Genomic DNA, 15,964 nt, shown 5'->3' with positions numbered 1-15,964 from the left:
ATTCAAACCTCCTAATTATCAACTTAACCTTGACTAATAAATCAAGCTTGAGTATAGTATATTAAGTAGCCCTACAAAAAGGAGGCAGTATGGACTGCACCGAATACGCAGAAGCAAAGCGAAAAGCAGCTAAAAAAATTAGCGCCGATATTCGAGAACGCTGGAACAATCGCATTGTTCAGCGGGAATTGCACTTGATGGGTGAAGCGGGGGCGGTGCAGTATTTGGCTGATTACGGGCGCGGCATCGGTACGGCAAAAGTTATTGGTTTTGCACTGTGCGCGGAGTCGGAAGGATACCCGGAAATGGCGGTGGGGTTTTGGAAAAGAGCGTTTGAGTTGGAAACTGGAGAAAAGCCGACTGAAAACACTGCCAAAAATTCTAGTAGCAATGTGGCTGCTGCGGCAAAATCAAAGGCTGCTACCAAAATAGAAACACTCAACAATCCCGTGGTTTCTGAATTGCCGCCACATTTGCAGCCGGGAAGGATTGTGACGATGCAGCCTGTTGACGCGCCCAGCGATCGTTCTTATTATATTGAAAATCCCGATTATTGGGGACAGCCAAAACGGGACGGGAACCGAGTTGTGGTTGTGGCGACACCAGATAAAGTGTACTACCAATCGCGATCGACTAACCTGCGACAACAAGCATCAATTGCGATCGATCGCGCATTAACAGACACAGCCGCTCAAATTGGCACCTTTGTTTTAGACGGTGAACTGTATTACAAAAGCTGTACCGGCAGCGAACACCGCACGGGAGCGCAAGCTGCTTCAATTAATATTGAAATGGGTTTCCCGACAACCCAGCCAACCGCAGTTTATGCGATTTTTAAATGTTTGTTTTCCCACGGCAAAGACTTGACTGGGTTGGCGGAATCGGAACGAATTGCAGCCGGAGTTGCAGTTGGTGAATTGCTGGCAAGTTTATCTTCAGAATTTGAAATTGTACCGACATTTCGCACCGCCGCCGAAAAACTTTTATTAGCAAATCAGCAGGAATCTGAAAACAGAGAAGGCGAAGTTTGGATTTTGCACAACTGCTGTTATGTGGGCGGGAAAGATGTTAAAAGATTTGCGATAGTAAGAACTAAATACTGTCAGGAATACGATTTGTTGATTGTCGGGTTGACACCGACTAAAGTTGCGGGGCGGCCCTTTAGTGCGATCGAAGTCGCGCCAGAAATTGGGGGCGAATTACTGCCGATAGGAACAGTGGGAACGGGCTTTAGCAGCGAAGAAATGCAGGAAATTGCCCGACTCTATGAGGCTAACCCTCGGGGAGTTAAAATTAAAGTGCGATCGCAGGGATTGACGGAAAGCGGCAAACTGTGGCACGCGCGATTTCTAGAAATTTGTTAAATTTGTAGGGAAACCGCAGTGCGGTTTCCCACCCAGGTATGCGATTATTAACCAATAGTGTCAAATCAAAATATTGGAGGAAACATCAATGTTTGTTAGCAAAAATAATTTCTACATCTCCCCAGAAGAGTACCTAGAAGGCGAACGAGTAAGCCCCATCAAACACGAGTACAGACGCGGACACGTTTATGCAATGACAGGTGCAAAAAAGCCCCATATTATTATTTCTAGCAACTTAATCATGCTGCTAGGGACGCATCTTCGCAATTCGCCATGCTTAGTTCTCACATCAGATATAAAAGTCCGATTGGAAGAGGCAAATTGCTATTATTACCCCGATATAGCAGTTACTTGCGATGAAAGAGAGATAAATTCCACCGAGGATTTTATCCTGTATCCGTCTTTGATTGTGGAAGTCTTGTCGCCTTCAACCGCATCTTTTGACAGGGGCGATAAATTTGCCGATTACCAAACTGCATCGAGTTTGCAGGAATACGTGCTCATCAATCAATCTGAAATCAAAATTGAATGTTTTAGACTCAATGCTGAGGGAAATTGGGTTTCTCAAACTTACGGACAACGAGATGAGTTAGAGTTGACAAGTATAGATTTTCGCTGCCCGATCGCCCAAAATTATCAAAAAGTCCCCGGCATGATATTATGATCTATGAAACAACTTTTTCAGCCACGCAATCCTCTGGTTCGTACCTTCGCCCAAAGCTTAAAACGCTACTGTCCCGACGCGCAAAATTTGCTCAATTCGGGTGCAATTGAAACGGAGATTGACTTATTTAAAAATCGTTACCAACAATCCCTTCCCGAAACTTTTTATGATTTTTATCGCTGGTATAATGGTTCGGCTTACGAGAGTTCAGAAAATAAGTGGCTGTTGCCTTTTGAACACGGCAGGAGTATTTTATCTTTGGCATCTATTGTGAAGGAGAAAAAATTTTGGGACACCCAGAGTCAAGTTTATTTTCAAGAATGGCAGCCCGGAGAATATTGGAACAAAGCATGGATTCCGTTTATGAAAGTAGATGATTTGTGGCTGCGGGTTGTGGATACCAAAGGCTGTTTTGACGGCACTCCCGGACAAATTATCAGTTTTGAATGCAAAAACGAACCTTTGAGAAGCATTGAATGCGATTCCTTTGATAAGTGGCTGGAAACTGTTATTGCAAAAATTGAGTTAGAATGTTTGTTTAAAGAGTTTCATGAAATCGGGTTGGAGGAAGAAAAGGCAATTTTTGCGATCGATAAACGCATCAATCCCAATCGACACAGCGTCGAATTAGAACCTAGAAATACATAAAATACTTGGTAAACAAGGACTGAAGTCCTCACTACAAACCTCAATTACAACTCACAAAGAAAAGAAACAAGGACTGAAGTCCTCACTACAAACCTCAATTACAACTCACAAAGAAAACAATGATTAAAATTCTTCACCTTTCAGACATTCACATGGGAAGCGGCTTTTCCCACGGGCGCGTCAACCCAGAAACAGGTTTAAACACGCGCTTGGAAGACTTCGCAAACACGCTGAGCAAATGTATGGACAGAGCGATTTCTGAACCCGTAGATTTAGTCATATTCGGGGGCGACGCTTTCCCCGATTCAACGCCACCACCGTTTGTAAAAGAGGCTTTTGCGCGTCAATTCAGCCGCTTGGTTGACGCGCAAATTCCGACGGTTTTGCTAGTAGGAAATCACGACCAACATTCCCAGGGACAGGGCGGCGCGAGTTTGGGGATTTACCGGACTTTGGGTATACCTAAGTTTATTGTGGGCGATCGCCTGGAAACTCACCTCATACACACCCGCAACGGCGCAGTACAGGTGGTTACACTGCCTTGGTTGACGCGATCGACCTTAATGACGCGATCGGAGACTGAAAGCCTTTCTATGGGCGATGTTAACCAATTATTAACCGAAAAATTGACGATCGCCCTAGAAGGAGAAATTCGCCGCCTCAACCCCGAAATCCCCACCGTACTTTTAGCACACTTAATGGCAGATAAAGCAAGTCTGGGCGCGGAACGTTTTTTAGCAGTTGGTAAAGGTTTTAACATACCCGTTTCCATGCTAACCCGCCCTTGTTTCGACTACGTAGCCCTCGGCCACGTTCACAAACACCAAAATCTGAATTTATCCAACAATCCGCCCGTAATTTATCCCGGAAGCATCGAACGAGTTGATTTTAGCGAAGAGAAAGAAGACAAAGGTTTTGTGTTAATTAATTTAGAACGAGGGAAAGCTGAGTGGGAATTTTGCGCGTTACCCGTGCGAGTGTTTCTGACGATTAAGGTAAAGGTGTCTGAATCCGAAAACCCGCAAGCTGAATTGGTTAAAGCCATTGGGAAGAAGCAAATCCAAGATGCTGTGGTGAGATTAGTTTACCAATTGCGATCGGAACAATTAGACTTAATTGATAACGCCGAATTACACGCACTTCTCGGCGCAGCCCACAGCTACACAATTCAGCCGGAATTAGTCAGTCAGCTAGCAAGGCCGAGGTTGCCCGAATTGAATGCTAATAATAGTATAGAACCCTTAGAAGCTTTGAAAACTTATTTAGCAAGTCGCGAAGATTTGAAAGATATTACTGACAGTATGCTAGAAGCCGCGCAAGATTTGTTGGGCGGGAAAGAGGAAGTTTTGGGGGAAGTTTTGGTCGAATTTTAGGTAATATCCAGTATGTAAATTCTCCTTACCACACAATCTCAAAAACCGGGTTTCTTCCTATATTTTTCCTACTCAACCCAAATAATTCGCAGAAACCCGGTTTTTCCCTACCACTCATTTATTTAACTTCAACCATCCCAAAAACCTCACCCGCCGCCAACCGAGTTCCATTCGCAAAATCCACTCCAGACTGCACCTTTTTCCCCGCCAACTGCACCTCCCGCAATAATAGCAAACCATCACCAGTTTGGACGATCGCCCCCAAGCCCTTCACAACCCTGACAACCTCCCCATTTGCGCCCGACAACTGATCCAAAACAGGCCAATCGCGTTCCAAAACCCTCAACTCCGGCGGTAATTGCAGCCAATATTCCGGCCCCACGGGTACAGTTGCGATCACTTTGAGGGAATTACCGCGAAAAGTCGTCACACAATCCGGGAAAAAGCCCCTAACTTGATTATGAAGGGCGATCGCACTTTGCGACCAATCCAGCACAAAATCCGCCGTTTTAATCATCGGCGCGTAACTCGCCTCAGCATCATCTTGAACAACAGCTTCAACCTTCCCATCCCTCAATTTTATCAAAGTTTCTACCAACAAATTCGCCCCAATTTCCGCCAGCCGATCGCCCAAAGAATCAGCATTATCCAACAGCGAAATACCAGCAAAACTCTTCAACAACATCGCCCCAGTATCCATCCCAGCATCCATCAGCATAGTAGTAATACCCGTTGTCTTTTCCCCATCAAAAAGACAGCGCTGAATCGGTGCCGCACCGCGATACTTCGGCAAAATTGAGCCGTGAACATTAACGCAAGCCAAACTAGGAATATCCAGAATTTCTTGAGAAAGAATCTGGCCGTAAGCCACCACAACAAAAACATCCGCCTCCGCTTCCCGCAGCTTAGCAATAGTTTCCGCATCCTTCTTAATGCGGCGCGGCCCGAAAACCGGGAGACTGTGATTTACCGCCACATCTTTTATAGGTGAAGGCATCAATTTATTGCCTCTTCCCCGGCGCTTGTCCGGCTGAGTCACCACACCCACCACCTCAAACTCTGGGTGACTCAGCAAACTGGACAAAGTAGGAACAGCAAAGTCAGGAGTGCCAAAAAAGACAATTTTCATATATTTTCAGTTAAGTACAACAGCCCCAAAAAACTATCATATCTTATAGAGGCAGCAGTTGTGCCAACGCAATCGTTATCTTTTTAACCATCTAAAATCTTACATTATGATGTTTATGGTATTTTTATATTCGACCCTATTGCTGTTAGCAACTCCTGCAACGATTGGTATAACCTGTTAAGTGCGAGATCCCTTTTGAGTCAACAATCAAAACAAAACGGGTTTCTGCTTCGAGATTGTTGTCTCCAACTAGATATTGATAGAAACCCGGTTTCTGTGACAAAGTACGAGATCCCTTTTGTGCGATCGACCCCTACTCAACCTAACTCCTTGCCACACTTATTGATGTTGACATCGCACCGATTTCGTGCATCCACGACAATTTGCTGTGTCCGGCGGGCGATCGACCAAATTAATGCCCACATTAAATTAATCTTTGTTACAATCCGTTACAATATCAAGGTAAAGAACTTTCAGGCGAGCTAAACAATCAATGCGCTTAATATTAATGACCGGAAAAGGCGGTGTCGGCAAAACCTCCGTAGCCGCCGCGACGGGGCTGCGATGTGCCGAATTGGGATACAAAACCCTAGTGCTGAGCACAGATCCCGCCCACTCCCTAGCCGACAGCTTCGACATGGAACTCGGGCACGATTCGCGACTGGTGAAACCCAATTTGTGGGGAGCAGAATTAGACGCTCTCAGGGAATTAGAAGGCAATTGGGGAGCAGTTAAGCGCTACATTAGTGAAGTTTTGAGAGCCCAGGGACTTGAGGGCGTACAAGCTGAAGAACTAGCCATTTTGCCAGGAATGGACGAAATATTCGGTTTGGTGCGGATGAAACGGCATTACGACGAGGGAATATATGATGTTTTAATTATCGATTCTGCTCCCACGGGTACAGCATTGCGGCTCTTGAGTTTGCCAGAAGTTGGCGGCTGGTACATGAGAAAATTTTACAAGCCATTGCAAGGCATATCAGCCGCCCTCAGACCTTTAGTTGAACCGATTTTTAGACCAATTGCCGGCTTTTCTTTGCCGAACAAAGAGGTGATGGATGCACCTTACGAATTTTACGAACAAATCGAAGCTTTGGAAAAGATTTTAACTGACAATACCGTAACTTCAGTAAGGTTAGTTACCAATCCCGAAAAAATGGTAATCAAAGAATCTCTGCGCGCTCACGCCTATTTGAGCTTGTACAATGTTGCCACAGATTTAATTGTCGCCAATCGAATTATTCCCGAAGAAGTAACCGATCCATTTTTCAAGCGCTGGAAAGAAAGCCAGCAGCAGTACAAGCAGGAAATTCACGATAATTTTAGACCGCTGCCCGTAAAAGAAATTCCGCTTTATTCTGAAGAAATGTGCGGCTTGCCAGCATTGGAACGCTTGAAAGAAACGCTTTACAAAGACGAAGACCCCAGTCAAATATATTACAAAGAAAATACAATTAGGATTGTTCAGGAAAACAATCAATATGTTCTAGAACTGTATTTGCCGGGAATTGCTAAGGATCAGATTCAGTTGAGCAAAACGGGAGATGAATTGAATGTTCGGATTGGGAATCACCGCCGCAATATGGTGTTGCCGCAAGCTTTAGCCGCGCTGCAACCTTCCGGGGCGAAGATGGAGGATGATTATTTGAAGATTAAGTTTGCTTAAGGAGACTTACCAAAAAAACCCGGTTTCTCCCTTGAGATGTTGAGGTATAAACCGGGTTTTTGACCCAACGTGCAGGTATCGCCTTGTTGTAGTGCTGGCCAGACAAAATTAACAGGACTCAGCATGAATGACTTCGTTTAATGCCTCATCAATCACTGCATCGCTGACACCTCGACGCTTCAAACTTGCTACCAAGGCTGTCACTGTATCGCTTTCAAATCGTTCTAAATCAACGCGCAAACCTTGACCAATATAAGCACGAATTAATGGCTGATAACCCGAAAAACCCAACAATGGTGCAACTTTTTTTAAATCTTCCACAACATCTTCGGGCATACGGATTGTTACGCTAGTCATTGGACGGTTGCGGTTTAATCGCTGCTTTAATGCTTCAACTTTCATACTGTGCCCTCTCCTGACGAGTTGCTTTACGTGCTGAAATAATCCGAATGACATTCTCTTCACCGCGAACAATTCAAAACGCGGCGCCTGCCAAAGCAGGATTCGATGTGTATCATAGCAGACCATAACTATTCGCGGACTCCAACGAAATGTCTGGGAGATTGCGAAGCATATCGTCCCATGTATTCTGTCCTTGCAATACTTCTATAACGACTGGAAGCGGCTCTGAGAATATGGCTGGAAAATCTGCCTCTTCAGGAAACTGAATCTTAAACGCTAACTGTTCTTGAGGTGGAGTGAATTGAGCGTTGACTCCTTCTTTGTTACCTCTGGCATCAACCCGATACCAACCAACTTCAGGTAAATGAATGGCATTGAAACCGTGCAATGAGTAAGGCGCACCTTTATCATCAATACTCAACCGCTGGTAACAAAGACCTGCCGGAATATCATTTGCTCTTAGTAACGCTGCTAACAAGTGACTTTTCGCATAGCAATAACCTGTTTTGTGCTGAAGAACATCTGAAGCTCGACAGGTAACAGGACTCATTTGATAGTCATAACTGTGACGAATTTCATCTCTAACCCACTCAAAACACGCTTTGGCGATCGCCCTTGGTGTCTGATGTCCCGATGCGATTTGTTTAGCACATCCCCTAATTTCGGGATGCTGGCAATCAATAACTTCACTCACTTTCAAGTATTCTTGCATATCAACCGCTAGGAATGCTACAGCCTGAATTGTAAACGCTTATCAACAAAGTTTTCGCAGGTAATTTTAGATCGATCGCCCTCGCTTACCCTGACTAAAATCATACTCTGTTTCCATAACTTTCCTCATCGTACTGCCGAGCGTTATGCTGGCTTTGCTACGAATGCAGGATAGGTTTTGTGTGCATCTGCATAAATCCTAAGTGCTACAGACATTTGCTGTTGTGCAGTTTCTCCTTGTGCCTGAAACCAAGCAAATGTTTCAGGATCTACTTGAACTGGCAGAGTAATAGCCGACTGAGGCATTCGTAATTGCGCTCTAGAAAAGAACTCCTCCGATAGTGGTGGAATATCGGAAGTATTGATGTCTTCATCGCTCATTGCGTCGATTCTAGCCCAGTCGGTTTTTGAGGTATTGTTCATAGCGTCTGCGTTCATAAGACAGTGACTTTCGCCCTGGAGATACCGTGTCGTATTAGCTATCTGTAAGCACTTCACTTTTCAATCCGCTGAAGTTCTTCTCGTACAACTCTTCGCAAAGTTTCTTCCAAAGGCTCAGAACTCTGCTGGATATGTTGACGCAGCGCTTCATTAATCAAGGTTTGGTAATTCCCTCCATCTGCTAAATGAACTTGCTCGCGAAACCACGCTAAAACCTCATCATCTAACCAGATTGCGATCCGAGTTTTATCAGGTAATGTTGGATCGATCGCCCCTCGCTTACCCTGACTAAAATCATACTCTGTTTCCATGACTATTCCTCCTCGTACTGCTGTCGCTCTTGCCTAGTCGCTTTGCGGGCCGAAATAAGTCGAATTTCATCACCCCGCAATGTGTAAACAACAACCAAAACTCTGGCAAAGCCATCCATGCCAATCGTAACGAATCGTTCTTCATCAAAACGCTCATCTTGAATTGTAATTGCCAGATCATCTGAGAAAACCGATACTGCATCAGCAAAGTCGATACCATGTTTGCGAAGATTGGCTGCTGCTTTCTCTGGATTCCATTGGTAAGCCATCTCAATTATAGTATGCACATCTGTACATACTACCAGGAAGAAAACACTTGTCACCTGTTCTCGTCCTACCAATGACCTTAGAACACCGTCCTATCTTAAAGATATAACTTCCCCTCCCTCTTCTTTCCCATCCTCTGTGTTCTCTGCGCCCTCTGCGGTTCCTTCACTCTTTCCCGCATTAACCTCAATTTTTTTATGCTGGCGTTCCGACGCATTTGTTTTCAACATTTTCAACTTTTCCGGGTCAGCATCCGATCGCCAAAACAAGCGATGGCCCTTAATTCTGACACAATTTTCCTCCAAACACTGCACCCATTCCCACTGCTTGAATCCACCCGACTTATCAAAAATCCCCAACTTTTCCTCTTGGCGACTGAGTTTGGCAAACTTTTCGTAATGGGGATAATTAGGACTAACAAAAGCTTCTTTTTTAACTAAAATTGGTGGATTGGACAAATCAGAATAGTCTTCATAGCTGACAGAAAGATCGCGCAAATGTATGTGCATAGCCGTGTGGAGGGCTGGATGCGGGTTAATGTCAAAATCGGGATAAAATAAATAGGAAATTTGAGGTTTGCGAGCGTAAAACTTGATAATTGTCGCGCCATCAAGCCGGCCAATTGTGCGGTTAGCGCAGCCTTCGTAGAGTCGCAGCAAAGGGTCAAGTTCTTCTAAAACCGAGAAGTGAACAGAAAGAGAACCGGGCTGTTTGTAGCCGATCGCGCTATCCTCGCAGCAATCCGCCACAAGATCAGCTTTGCCCAAACTGTACAGCATTAAATCTGCCAAAGTGCAAGCTTTTTGATAACTGTCAAACAAACCTTTGATGTCGTTGCGGATTTGAGCCGGAAGCCGTCGCATCGAAGGACGCACCGCGTCGCTATCCTGTAGGGAATCGCCCAAACGGTTGAGAGCGAGATATACTAGCAAATCCTGGCGGCGCTTGTCGGCGATTTTCTCCCAATCATCCGCATCCGTTGCTTGCAAAATCACCCTCCAAGCGCGGTTAAAACTGTGAAATTCCGCCTTGATTGGCGATTCTTCAGCTAATTCGCCTTTAACAGGAAGGCGGCCCCGATCGCTCACAAAAGCCATTAAAGGAGCCAGCATTTCCTCGTAATCCTCAAAACGCTTGACTTGCGATCGCACTCTGGGAGTCGCTAAGCGCGATCGAAACCGAGAAGCCCGAAAACCCTCACCCTCCGCCGCATCCCGAAACACAAAATAGATTCCCAAAGCCACAGGAATCGCATCAACATTCAAAACTTGATCGATATAAACCTTCAACTCTTCCTGTTCGTAATACTTCTGAAAAGTATTCCGAGAAGTAATCACCCCATCCCCATAAGCAATTTGACCTTTATCACCATCATCAATCAAAACCTGAGCCGCCACCACCAGTAAATTCTTAGTTAATTCCCAAGCATTCAGCAAAGCTTCTCGCCTTTCTCCCAAAGATTCAATCACATTAATTACATAACCAATATTCACAATATCTGCCTGAATTCGCGGAGTATCCGGCTGATAGTACGGGTCCCAACCCGCAGCAACATAACCCTCTAGGGAAATATGTTTAACATCCCCGCCATAGCCACAACCGTAATCAAAAAAAGTCATCCCATCCACAAACAAATCCGACTCCAAAACCAGACGCAAAGGTTTAGATAAAGAATTGCGTACCATTGCAGCTTTGTGCCGCTCAATCTTGGGAATTGATAACTCGCTATTCTCCTGTTTCAAACACTCGACAACAGCATGATCGTGGATTTCAACACCGCAATATCCCAAATATTTAAGCCAACCCTCGCGAGTCCCGATAACGCTAGTATTGTCAAGCAGTCCCCATCCTTCCTCGCAGCGAGTCAGTCGAGCAAACTTCTCGTAATTGGGATAATCCGGTGTCACAAAAGTTTCTTTGCGGTGTAAAACTGGTGGATTTTCGCTGTTGCTGTAATCGAAATATTTAACTTCGCCTGTTTCTAGATTAATTTGAATGCTAGTTTGTAAAGCAGGGTGAGCGTCTGTATCGAAATCGGGGTAAAAAAGATAAGATATTTTAGGTTGATTGAGGGAAAACTTAACTAAAGTTGCTTCATCAATGTTTTCGAGATTGTGTCTGGCACAGTTTTCGTAAATTGCGAGGACAGGGTTTAGCGCTGACAAGGCAGAAACGTGAATGTAAAAAGCTGTCGGTAATTTTTTCCCAATTTTGCTTTCCCGACAGCAGCGAGCCACTTTTTCCACAATACAATTTACCGCCACTCCCCCGTTCTCAGGCAGAGATTGGTAATACGCATCCAGAGGCTCGGTCTCTTGTTCGTGCAATAAAATTTGTTTACTAAAAGCCATCAAAGGTGTTAGCAGTTCTCCATCATTTTCTAATGGTTTGGTATCTAAAATATGGTTTTTACTGATATCGTAGGTCATAGCTAAATTATTTTATTTTTTTTTACCGCAGAGAACGCAGAGGACACAGAGTGAAGAAAGAAAGAATTTATTTGTTAGATCAATTCCGGTTGTACCGTCAGGTGATTGTTGACTGTTGACTGTTGACTCGATTTTATTATTCGGATGCAACCGGAAACTGTATTAGTCCACTAGGAGTGGACTTCGTTTTTGTAGGCGCGATTTTAATCGCCGACGAGCGACTAACATATTAACCAAACATTCGAGTTTCTACAAATTCTTGAACCCGGGCTAAATGACTGGACAAACTCACTAATATTTTTTGAACCACCTCAATAGTTGACAATTGGGCCGCTGGGGGTTGATATTGAAAGCTTCGCGCATGATTCTCTAATTGTGCTGCTAAATCCGACATCTGAGCAACTCCTACATTTGCAGCAGTTCCTTTGAGACGGTGTGCTTGATATTCCACAGTTGACCAATCTTTAGCTTCTACGGCTATTTTGGCTGCTGCCACATCGGCTTGCGCGTTTCCTACAAATGCTTGCAAAAGTCGATCGGGCAATTTAATATTAACCCGTCCGAGTTGCTCTAATCTGTTTTTGTCGAACAGTCCGTCACAGTCTCCGTGTTCCCAGGTTTGAAGCGCGATCGCCCTTGGTGCCGGCACAGCGGCCACCTCTACTTTTTGGGAGGTTTGTGTATAATATGTTATTGCTGTTTCCGGTTCTGCCAAATTAATACTTTGAACTCCATACTTATTTTTAAAATGAGCGTTTTGGGTTTCATACTTTTGCAGCGCCGCCGCCAAATCATCTAAATCTACAGGTTTGCTGAGATAATCGTCCATCCCCGCCGCCAGACACTTTTCTCGTTCTCCCGGCATCGCGTGAGCTGTTAAAGCAAGCACAAAAGTATGCCGATCGCCCGTTTCTTGTTCCCTCAACTTTCGCGCAGTTTCGTAACCGTCAAGTACAGGCATTTGACAGTCCATCAGCACTAAATCATAGCTGTTTTGGGCCAGCAAATTCAGCGCTTCTTGACCGTTGGCGGCGCAGTCAGCATGATAGCCTAAAGCTGCCAACTGTTCGACTATAACTTGTTGATTGATTGGGTGGTCTTCCGCCAGCAAAATTCTCAGCGGTGACGGCGAATTGGTAGTAACATATTTAGTATTAACTGCTGGGAAATTGCAAGTATTAGCAGCCTCCAAGCTGTCAAACTCTCCCCTTTCCTGAATCGGGTTAAGCAAAGCTTCAAGCAGGCGGTTCGGCAGCACCGGCTCGATCAAATAGCCGCTAAAACCCAAACTGCAAAGCGCTTCAGCTTTCGGCTGTTCCCGCAAAGCAGTCATGGCGATTAAGGAGCCAACTGTTGAGAGCGATCGCACTTTCAAACCAAATTCCTCGGCATCCAAATCCGGCATTTGCAAATCCACAAGCAGCGCATCGCAGGATTTTTGCCCCCAGGCCGAATCCTGAGAAATCCCGCCCCGAGCATTTTGCAACCAAGTCAAAGCAGCAGCAGCAGTTTCTGCCTCGTCGCAGCGAGCACCCCACCTTTGAGCGAGCGATCGCACCGCCGCCCTCCTCAAAGCGTTTGCAGAGCAGACTAACAGCTTCTTGCCCACAAGTTCGGGAAATTGAGGCTCAACTTGCAACTGTTTTTCCAAAGGTACAGCAAACCAAAAAGTCGAACCTTTGCCGAGAAAACTGCGAACCCCGATCGAGCCGCCCATCATCTCCACTAACTGCTTGCAAATCGCCAAACCCAAACCCGTGCCGCCGTAAGGTCTAGTAGGAGAAGCGTCTACCTGAGAAAAAGATTGAAATAGCTTTGTCTGCCCTTCTGGCGAAATTCCAATGCCTGTATCGCGCACCGAAAATAGCAAACTTGCCGCTTCTGTGCCGTCTGCAACTCGATCGCCCCGCTTCACACTCACGTGAACGAACACTTGACCGCGATCGGTAAATTTTATGGCATTTCCCGTCAAATTCAGCAAAATTTGCTTCAACCTGCCTGAGTCCCCTACCAACTTTATCGGCACGGCACTTTCAACTAAAATATTCAATTCAATATCTTTTTCCTCTGCCAAAGGCGCTACCATTTCTATTACGGATTCGAGGCAGCTATCTAAATCAAAATCAGCCTTTTCCAGTCGCATTTCTCCAGCTTCAATCTTAGAGGAATCGAGGATATCATTAATCACGCTCAGCAAGTGTTCGGCGCTGCGGTAAATAGTTTGAGCGCACTCCCGCGGTTTCGGTTCCAGAGGAGCGCGCAGCAGCAATTGAGCCATGCCCAAAACCCCGTTCATCGGAGTGCGAATTTCGTGACTCATGTTCGCCAAAAATTGCGACTTTTCCCGGCTCGCTTCTAGGGCAGTTTCTCGCGCTTCCACCAACTCATTAATCTTGTCCGCTACCATCACCATTCCCGCTACTTCCCCGTCGGGATTGTACCAAGGGTGAGCTGCCCAGCGCAAATACAACACCGATCCGTCTGCTCGTTCCCAAGCATCTTCGCTGATAGAAACTATGTCGCCTTTGAGCACTTCTTCATACATTACTTTCCAGCGATCCGGCGTATCTGGAAACACTTCGTAATGACTGATATTTGTCAGGGTTTGCCACTCCAAATTAAATTGAGTCAGCCATTTGTGAGAGTTAGCTAAATAGCGCATTTGGGTATCGAACATCGCCATTGCTACCGGCACGCGGGTAATAATTTGTTTGAGTTGCTGCATTTCTATTTCTAGAGCATCTTCCGCTTGTTTACGCTCGGTAATGTCGCTAATTATGCCGGCCATCCGCAGTGCTTTTCCTTGGGAATTTCGCTGAGCTTTTCCTTGAGAAGTGCAGTAGCGGTAAGCACCGGATGAGTGCAGCAGCCGGAATTCTACATTGTAGTCAATTTCTTGCTCTAAGTGAGCAGCGATCGCCCGAATGATGCCGTCCTTGTCCTCTGGGTGCAGGCGGCTGTAGAGAGCATCCATAGTGCTGCCAAATCGAGCTCGCGACAAACCGATAATTTCCAAAAGGCGATCGTTCCAATAAACCTCATTTTTACTTAAATCCCAATCCCAAATTCCGTCATTCACTCCCTCCAAAACTAACCTGTACCGTTCCTCGCTTTCCTTGAGTTTTTGACTCGTATGAAAGGCCTGAGATTCGGCGCGGTAAACGCGAAGGGCATTGAACAAACTGCGCGACAAACTTTCGGAAGACATCTTGCCTTTAGCGATATAATCAGAAGCTCCAGCCTTCATCAATTCCACCGCAATTTGTTCGTCCCCTTGACCTGTGAGTACAATTAAGGGGATTTTTAACCCTGTTTTTCGGATCTTTTTCACCAAACTCAGTCCGTCTCCGTCCGGCAAGCCGTAGTCGAGGAATACGCAGTCAAATTTGCAGTCAAATATCTGATTTGATACCAGCAAATTTTCTGTTTCCTCAACCTGGCTTAAAGGTTGAAAATTATCTTGTGTGGAGAGTTTCTCGGTCGCAGTGCTATAATTTTTGCCGATCGAGAGTTGGGCCAGGGCATCGGCGCAATCTTCTGCTTCGGTAACTTCTACCCAAACGCCAGCGGACTTGAGGGAGCGTTTTACCGTCATCCGATCGACTTCATCGTCATCGACTATCAAAATTTTAATAAGTTTGTCCATAATAACCGAATTGGGAATTAATCCGAAAAAGCGACCTACAAAAAGCGATCGGCATCATCTCTGTCGGAAAGCAGCCCTGCTCGAAATAGGAGACAGGAGACAGGAGACAGGAGGAAAGAGGAAGAAAGAAGCAGTCAAAAGAAGTGTTTTTACTCTGATGAGATTCTCACAACCGAGCGAACAAATACACCACTAAAAAAGATTTTTTCAAAGCTTTTTTATCAGCTTGTCAATTTTTTCATGACTTAGGGTATTTCGCTCAGCATCCAGTATTTGTTGAGGGTAGCCATAACTTCCACAAAATTAGAAAAAGTGACTGGTTTCAGAATATAGCCAGCTACATTCAAATTATAAGCTTCTACTTTATCTCTATCTTCATTAGAAGTTGTGAGAACAATCACCGGAATCGACCTCAATTTTTCATCCTGCCGCAATTCTCGTAAAAACTCAATGCCGTTCATTCTCGGCATATTCAAGTCCAGCAAAATCAAGCGGCGCGCTTGAGGCATTGCAGACTCTATTTTTTCTTGGCGCAATATTGCCAGAGCTTCTAATCCGTTTGCAGCGATGTATAGGGGATTGAGGATGTTACTTTTTTTGAAAGCTCGCCGGACGTTCATTACATCTACCTCGTCATCTTCTACCAAGAGAATATGAATTTTTTTGTCTTCCATAAATCAGCCTTTTTATAGATGTTTTTTGACTGCCACTGACCCCCTGGAGGTTTAGTCGATCGGGGCATTGAAGGTTTGGGATTTGAGATTTACTTGCAGCTTGAACTTTGTTCTAAAATTGGGAGAGTTCCGCGACAGCAGCAGGCGGGGCGTTACGGGTTTTTGGGCCCTGGGAATAGCGAACAAGTGGAGGTCTCATCTATATTGTGCTTTGTTAACAATCATTTATGGCAAGACCG

At 45.2% G+C, this 15,964-nt stretch carries 14 protein-coding genes; 5 read left to right on the top strand and 9 right to left on the bottom strand.

The annotated features are described in order from the left end of the window. Positions 1-89 precede the first annotated feature (89 nt). The 4 genes from IQ270_RS01695 (at position 90) to sbcD (ending at position 4,049) form a co-directional block, all read left to right on the top strand. Positions 90-1,364: an ATP-dependent DNA ligase gene (locus IQ270_RS01695; protein ID WP_193971344.1), complete on the top strand. Its 1,275-nt coding sequence runs from the start codon at positions 90-92 to the stop codon at positions 1,362-1,364. Between the two features lie 88 nt (positions 1,365-1,452). Then, a complete protein-coding gene (locus IQ270_RS01690; RefSeq protein WP_193971342.1) occupies positions 1,453-2,028 on the top strand; it encodes a Uma2 family endonuclease in 576 nt (191 codons plus the stop codon). A 3-nt stretch (positions 2,029-2,031) separates the two neighbouring features. Further along, a complete protein-coding gene (locus IQ270_RS01685) occupies positions 2,032-2,676 on the top strand; it encodes an SMI1/KNR4 family protein (protein WP_193971340.1) in 645 nt (214 codons plus the stop codon). 119 nt (positions 2,677-2,795) lie between these two features. Then, complete coding sequence (sbcD, locus tag IQ270_RS01680) at positions 2,796-4,049, top strand: exonuclease subunit SbcD (RefSeq protein WP_193971338.1); 1,254 nt, start codon at positions 2,796-2,798, stop codon at positions 4,047-4,049. 118 nt (positions 4,050-4,167) lie between these two features. Here the strand turns inward: sbcD and fmt are convergent, their stop codons facing one another. After that, on the bottom strand, positions 4,168-5,178 hold the full coding sequence (fmt, locus tag IQ270_RS01675) for a methionyl-tRNA formyltransferase (RefSeq protein ID WP_193971336.1): 1,011 nt from the start codon (positions 5,176-5,178) through the stop codon (positions 4,168-4,170). A gap of 493 nt (positions 5,179-5,671) precedes the next feature. Between fmt and IQ270_RS01670 the strand changes: the two genes are divergently transcribed. Then, positions 5,672-6,844 carry a TRC40/GET3/ArsA family transport-energizing ATPase gene (locus tag IQ270_RS01670; RefSeq protein ID WP_193971334.1) on the top strand — a complete coding sequence of 391 codons (1,173 nt, stop codon included), beginning with the start codon at positions 5,672-5,674 and terminating at the stop codon, positions 6,842-6,844. Between the two features lie 108 nt (positions 6,845-6,952). On the opposite strand, the gene IQ270_RS01665 is transcribed toward IQ270_RS01670, so the two are convergent. The 8 genes from IQ270_RS01665 to IQ270_RS01630 all read right to left on the bottom strand — a co-directional run bounded on the left by IQ270_RS01665 (position 6,953) and on the right by IQ270_RS01630 (position 15,725). Further along, positions 6,953-7,246, bottom strand: coding sequence for a hypothetical protein (locus IQ270_RS01665; protein WP_193971333.1), 294 nt, complete (start codon positions 7,244-7,246; stop codon positions 6,953-6,955). 112 nt (positions 7,247-7,358) lie between these two features. Continuing rightward, complete coding sequence (locus IQ270_RS01660) at positions 7,359-7,940, bottom strand: transglutaminase family protein (protein WP_368670071.1); 582 nt, start codon at positions 7,938-7,940, stop codon at positions 7,359-7,361. 161 nt (positions 7,941-8,101) lie between these two features. Next, positions 8,102-8,395 carry a BrnA antitoxin family protein gene (locus IQ270_RS01655; RefSeq protein WP_228055996.1) on the bottom strand — a complete coding sequence of 98 codons (294 nt, stop codon included), beginning with the start codon at positions 8,393-8,395 and terminating at the stop codon, positions 8,102-8,104. A 56-nt stretch (positions 8,396-8,451) separates the two neighbouring features. Continuing rightward, positions 8,452-8,709 carry a BrnA antitoxin family protein gene (locus tag IQ270_RS01650; protein WP_193971329.1) on the bottom strand — a complete coding sequence of 86 codons (258 nt, stop codon included), beginning with the start codon at positions 8,707-8,709 and terminating at the stop codon, positions 8,452-8,454. Between the two features lie 2 nt (positions 8,710-8,711). Further along, entirely contained in the window at positions 8,712-8,978 is a 267-nt protein-coding gene (locus IQ270_RS01645; RefSeq protein ID WP_193971327.1) for a BrnT family toxin, read from the bottom strand. Between the two features lie 90 nt (positions 8,979-9,068). Then, a complete protein-coding gene (locus IQ270_RS01640; protein WP_193971325.1) occupies positions 9,069-11,405 on the bottom strand; it encodes a DNA phosphorothioation-associated putative methyltransferase in 2,337 nt (778 codons plus the stop codon). Between the two features lie 229 nt (positions 11,406-11,634). Further along, a complete protein-coding gene (locus IQ270_RS01635) occupies positions 11,635-15,051 on the bottom strand; it encodes a response regulator (protein WP_193971322.1) in 3,417 nt (1,138 codons plus the stop codon). Between the two features lie 245 nt (positions 15,052-15,296). Then, positions 15,297-15,725, bottom strand: a complete 429-nt coding sequence (locus tag IQ270_RS01630) for a response regulator (RefSeq protein ID WP_193971320.1) — start codon at positions 15,723-15,725, stop codon at positions 15,297-15,299. Between the last annotated feature and the right edge of the window lie 239 nt (positions 15,726-15,964).

Source organism: Microcoleus sp. LEGE 07076, assembly GCF_015207455.1.
In the GTDB taxonomy this organism is placed as follows: Bacteria; Cyanobacteriota; Cyanobacteriia; order Cyanobacteriales; family Microcoleaceae; genus Microcoleus.
This window is presented reverse-complemented; position numbering and strand designations above follow the sequence as displayed.

Excerpts from the sequence above, each read along its gene's own strand:
- IQ270_RS01695 (WP_193971344.1), top strand. The coding sequence starts at position 90 with ATGGACTGCACCGAATACGCAGAAGCAAAGCGAAAAGCAGCTAAAAAA.
- IQ270_RS01690 (WP_193971342.1), top strand. The coding sequence starts at position 1,453 with ATGTTTGTTAGCAAAAATAATTTCTACATCTCCCCAGAAGAGTACCTA.
- IQ270_RS01685 (WP_193971340.1), top strand. The coding sequence starts at position 2,032 with ATGAAACAACTTTTTCAGCCACGCAATCCTCTGGTTCGTACCTTCGCC.
- sbcD (WP_193971338.1), top strand. The coding sequence starts at position 2,796 with ATGATTAAAATTCTTCACCTTTCAGACATTCACATGGGAAGCGGCTTT.
- fmt (WP_193971336.1), bottom strand. The coding sequence starts at position 5,178 with ATGAAAATTGTCTTTTTTGGCACTCCTGACTTTGCTGTTCCTACTTTG.
- IQ270_RS01670 (WP_193971334.1), top strand. The coding sequence starts at position 5,672 with ATGCGCTTAATATTAATGACCGGAAAAGGCGGTGTCGGCAAAACCTCC.
- IQ270_RS01665 (WP_193971333.1), bottom strand. The coding sequence starts at position 7,246 with ATGAAAGTTGAAGCATTAAAGCAGCGATTAAACCGCAACCGTCCAATG.
- IQ270_RS01655 (WP_228055996.1), bottom strand. The coding sequence starts at position 8,395 with ATGAACGCAGACGCTATGAACAATACCTCAAAAACCGACTGGGCTAGA.
- IQ270_RS01650 (WP_193971329.1), bottom strand. The coding sequence starts at position 8,709 with ATGGAAACAGAGTATGATTTTAGTCAGGGTAAGCGAGGGGCGATCGAT.
- IQ270_RS01645 (WP_193971327.1), bottom strand. The coding sequence starts at position 8,978 with ATGGCTTACCAATGGAATCCAGAGAAAGCAGCAGCCAATCTTCGCAAA.
- IQ270_RS01640 (WP_193971325.1), bottom strand. The coding sequence starts at position 11,405 with ATGACCTACGATATCAGTAAAAACCATATTTTAGATACCAAACCATTA.
- IQ270_RS01635 (WP_193971322.1), bottom strand. The coding sequence starts at position 15,051 with ATGGACAAACTTATTAAAATTTTGATAGTCGATGACGATGAAGTCGAT.
- IQ270_RS01630 (WP_193971320.1), bottom strand. The coding sequence starts at position 15,725 with ATGGAAGACAAAAAAATTCATATTCTCTTGGTAGAAGATGACGAGGTA.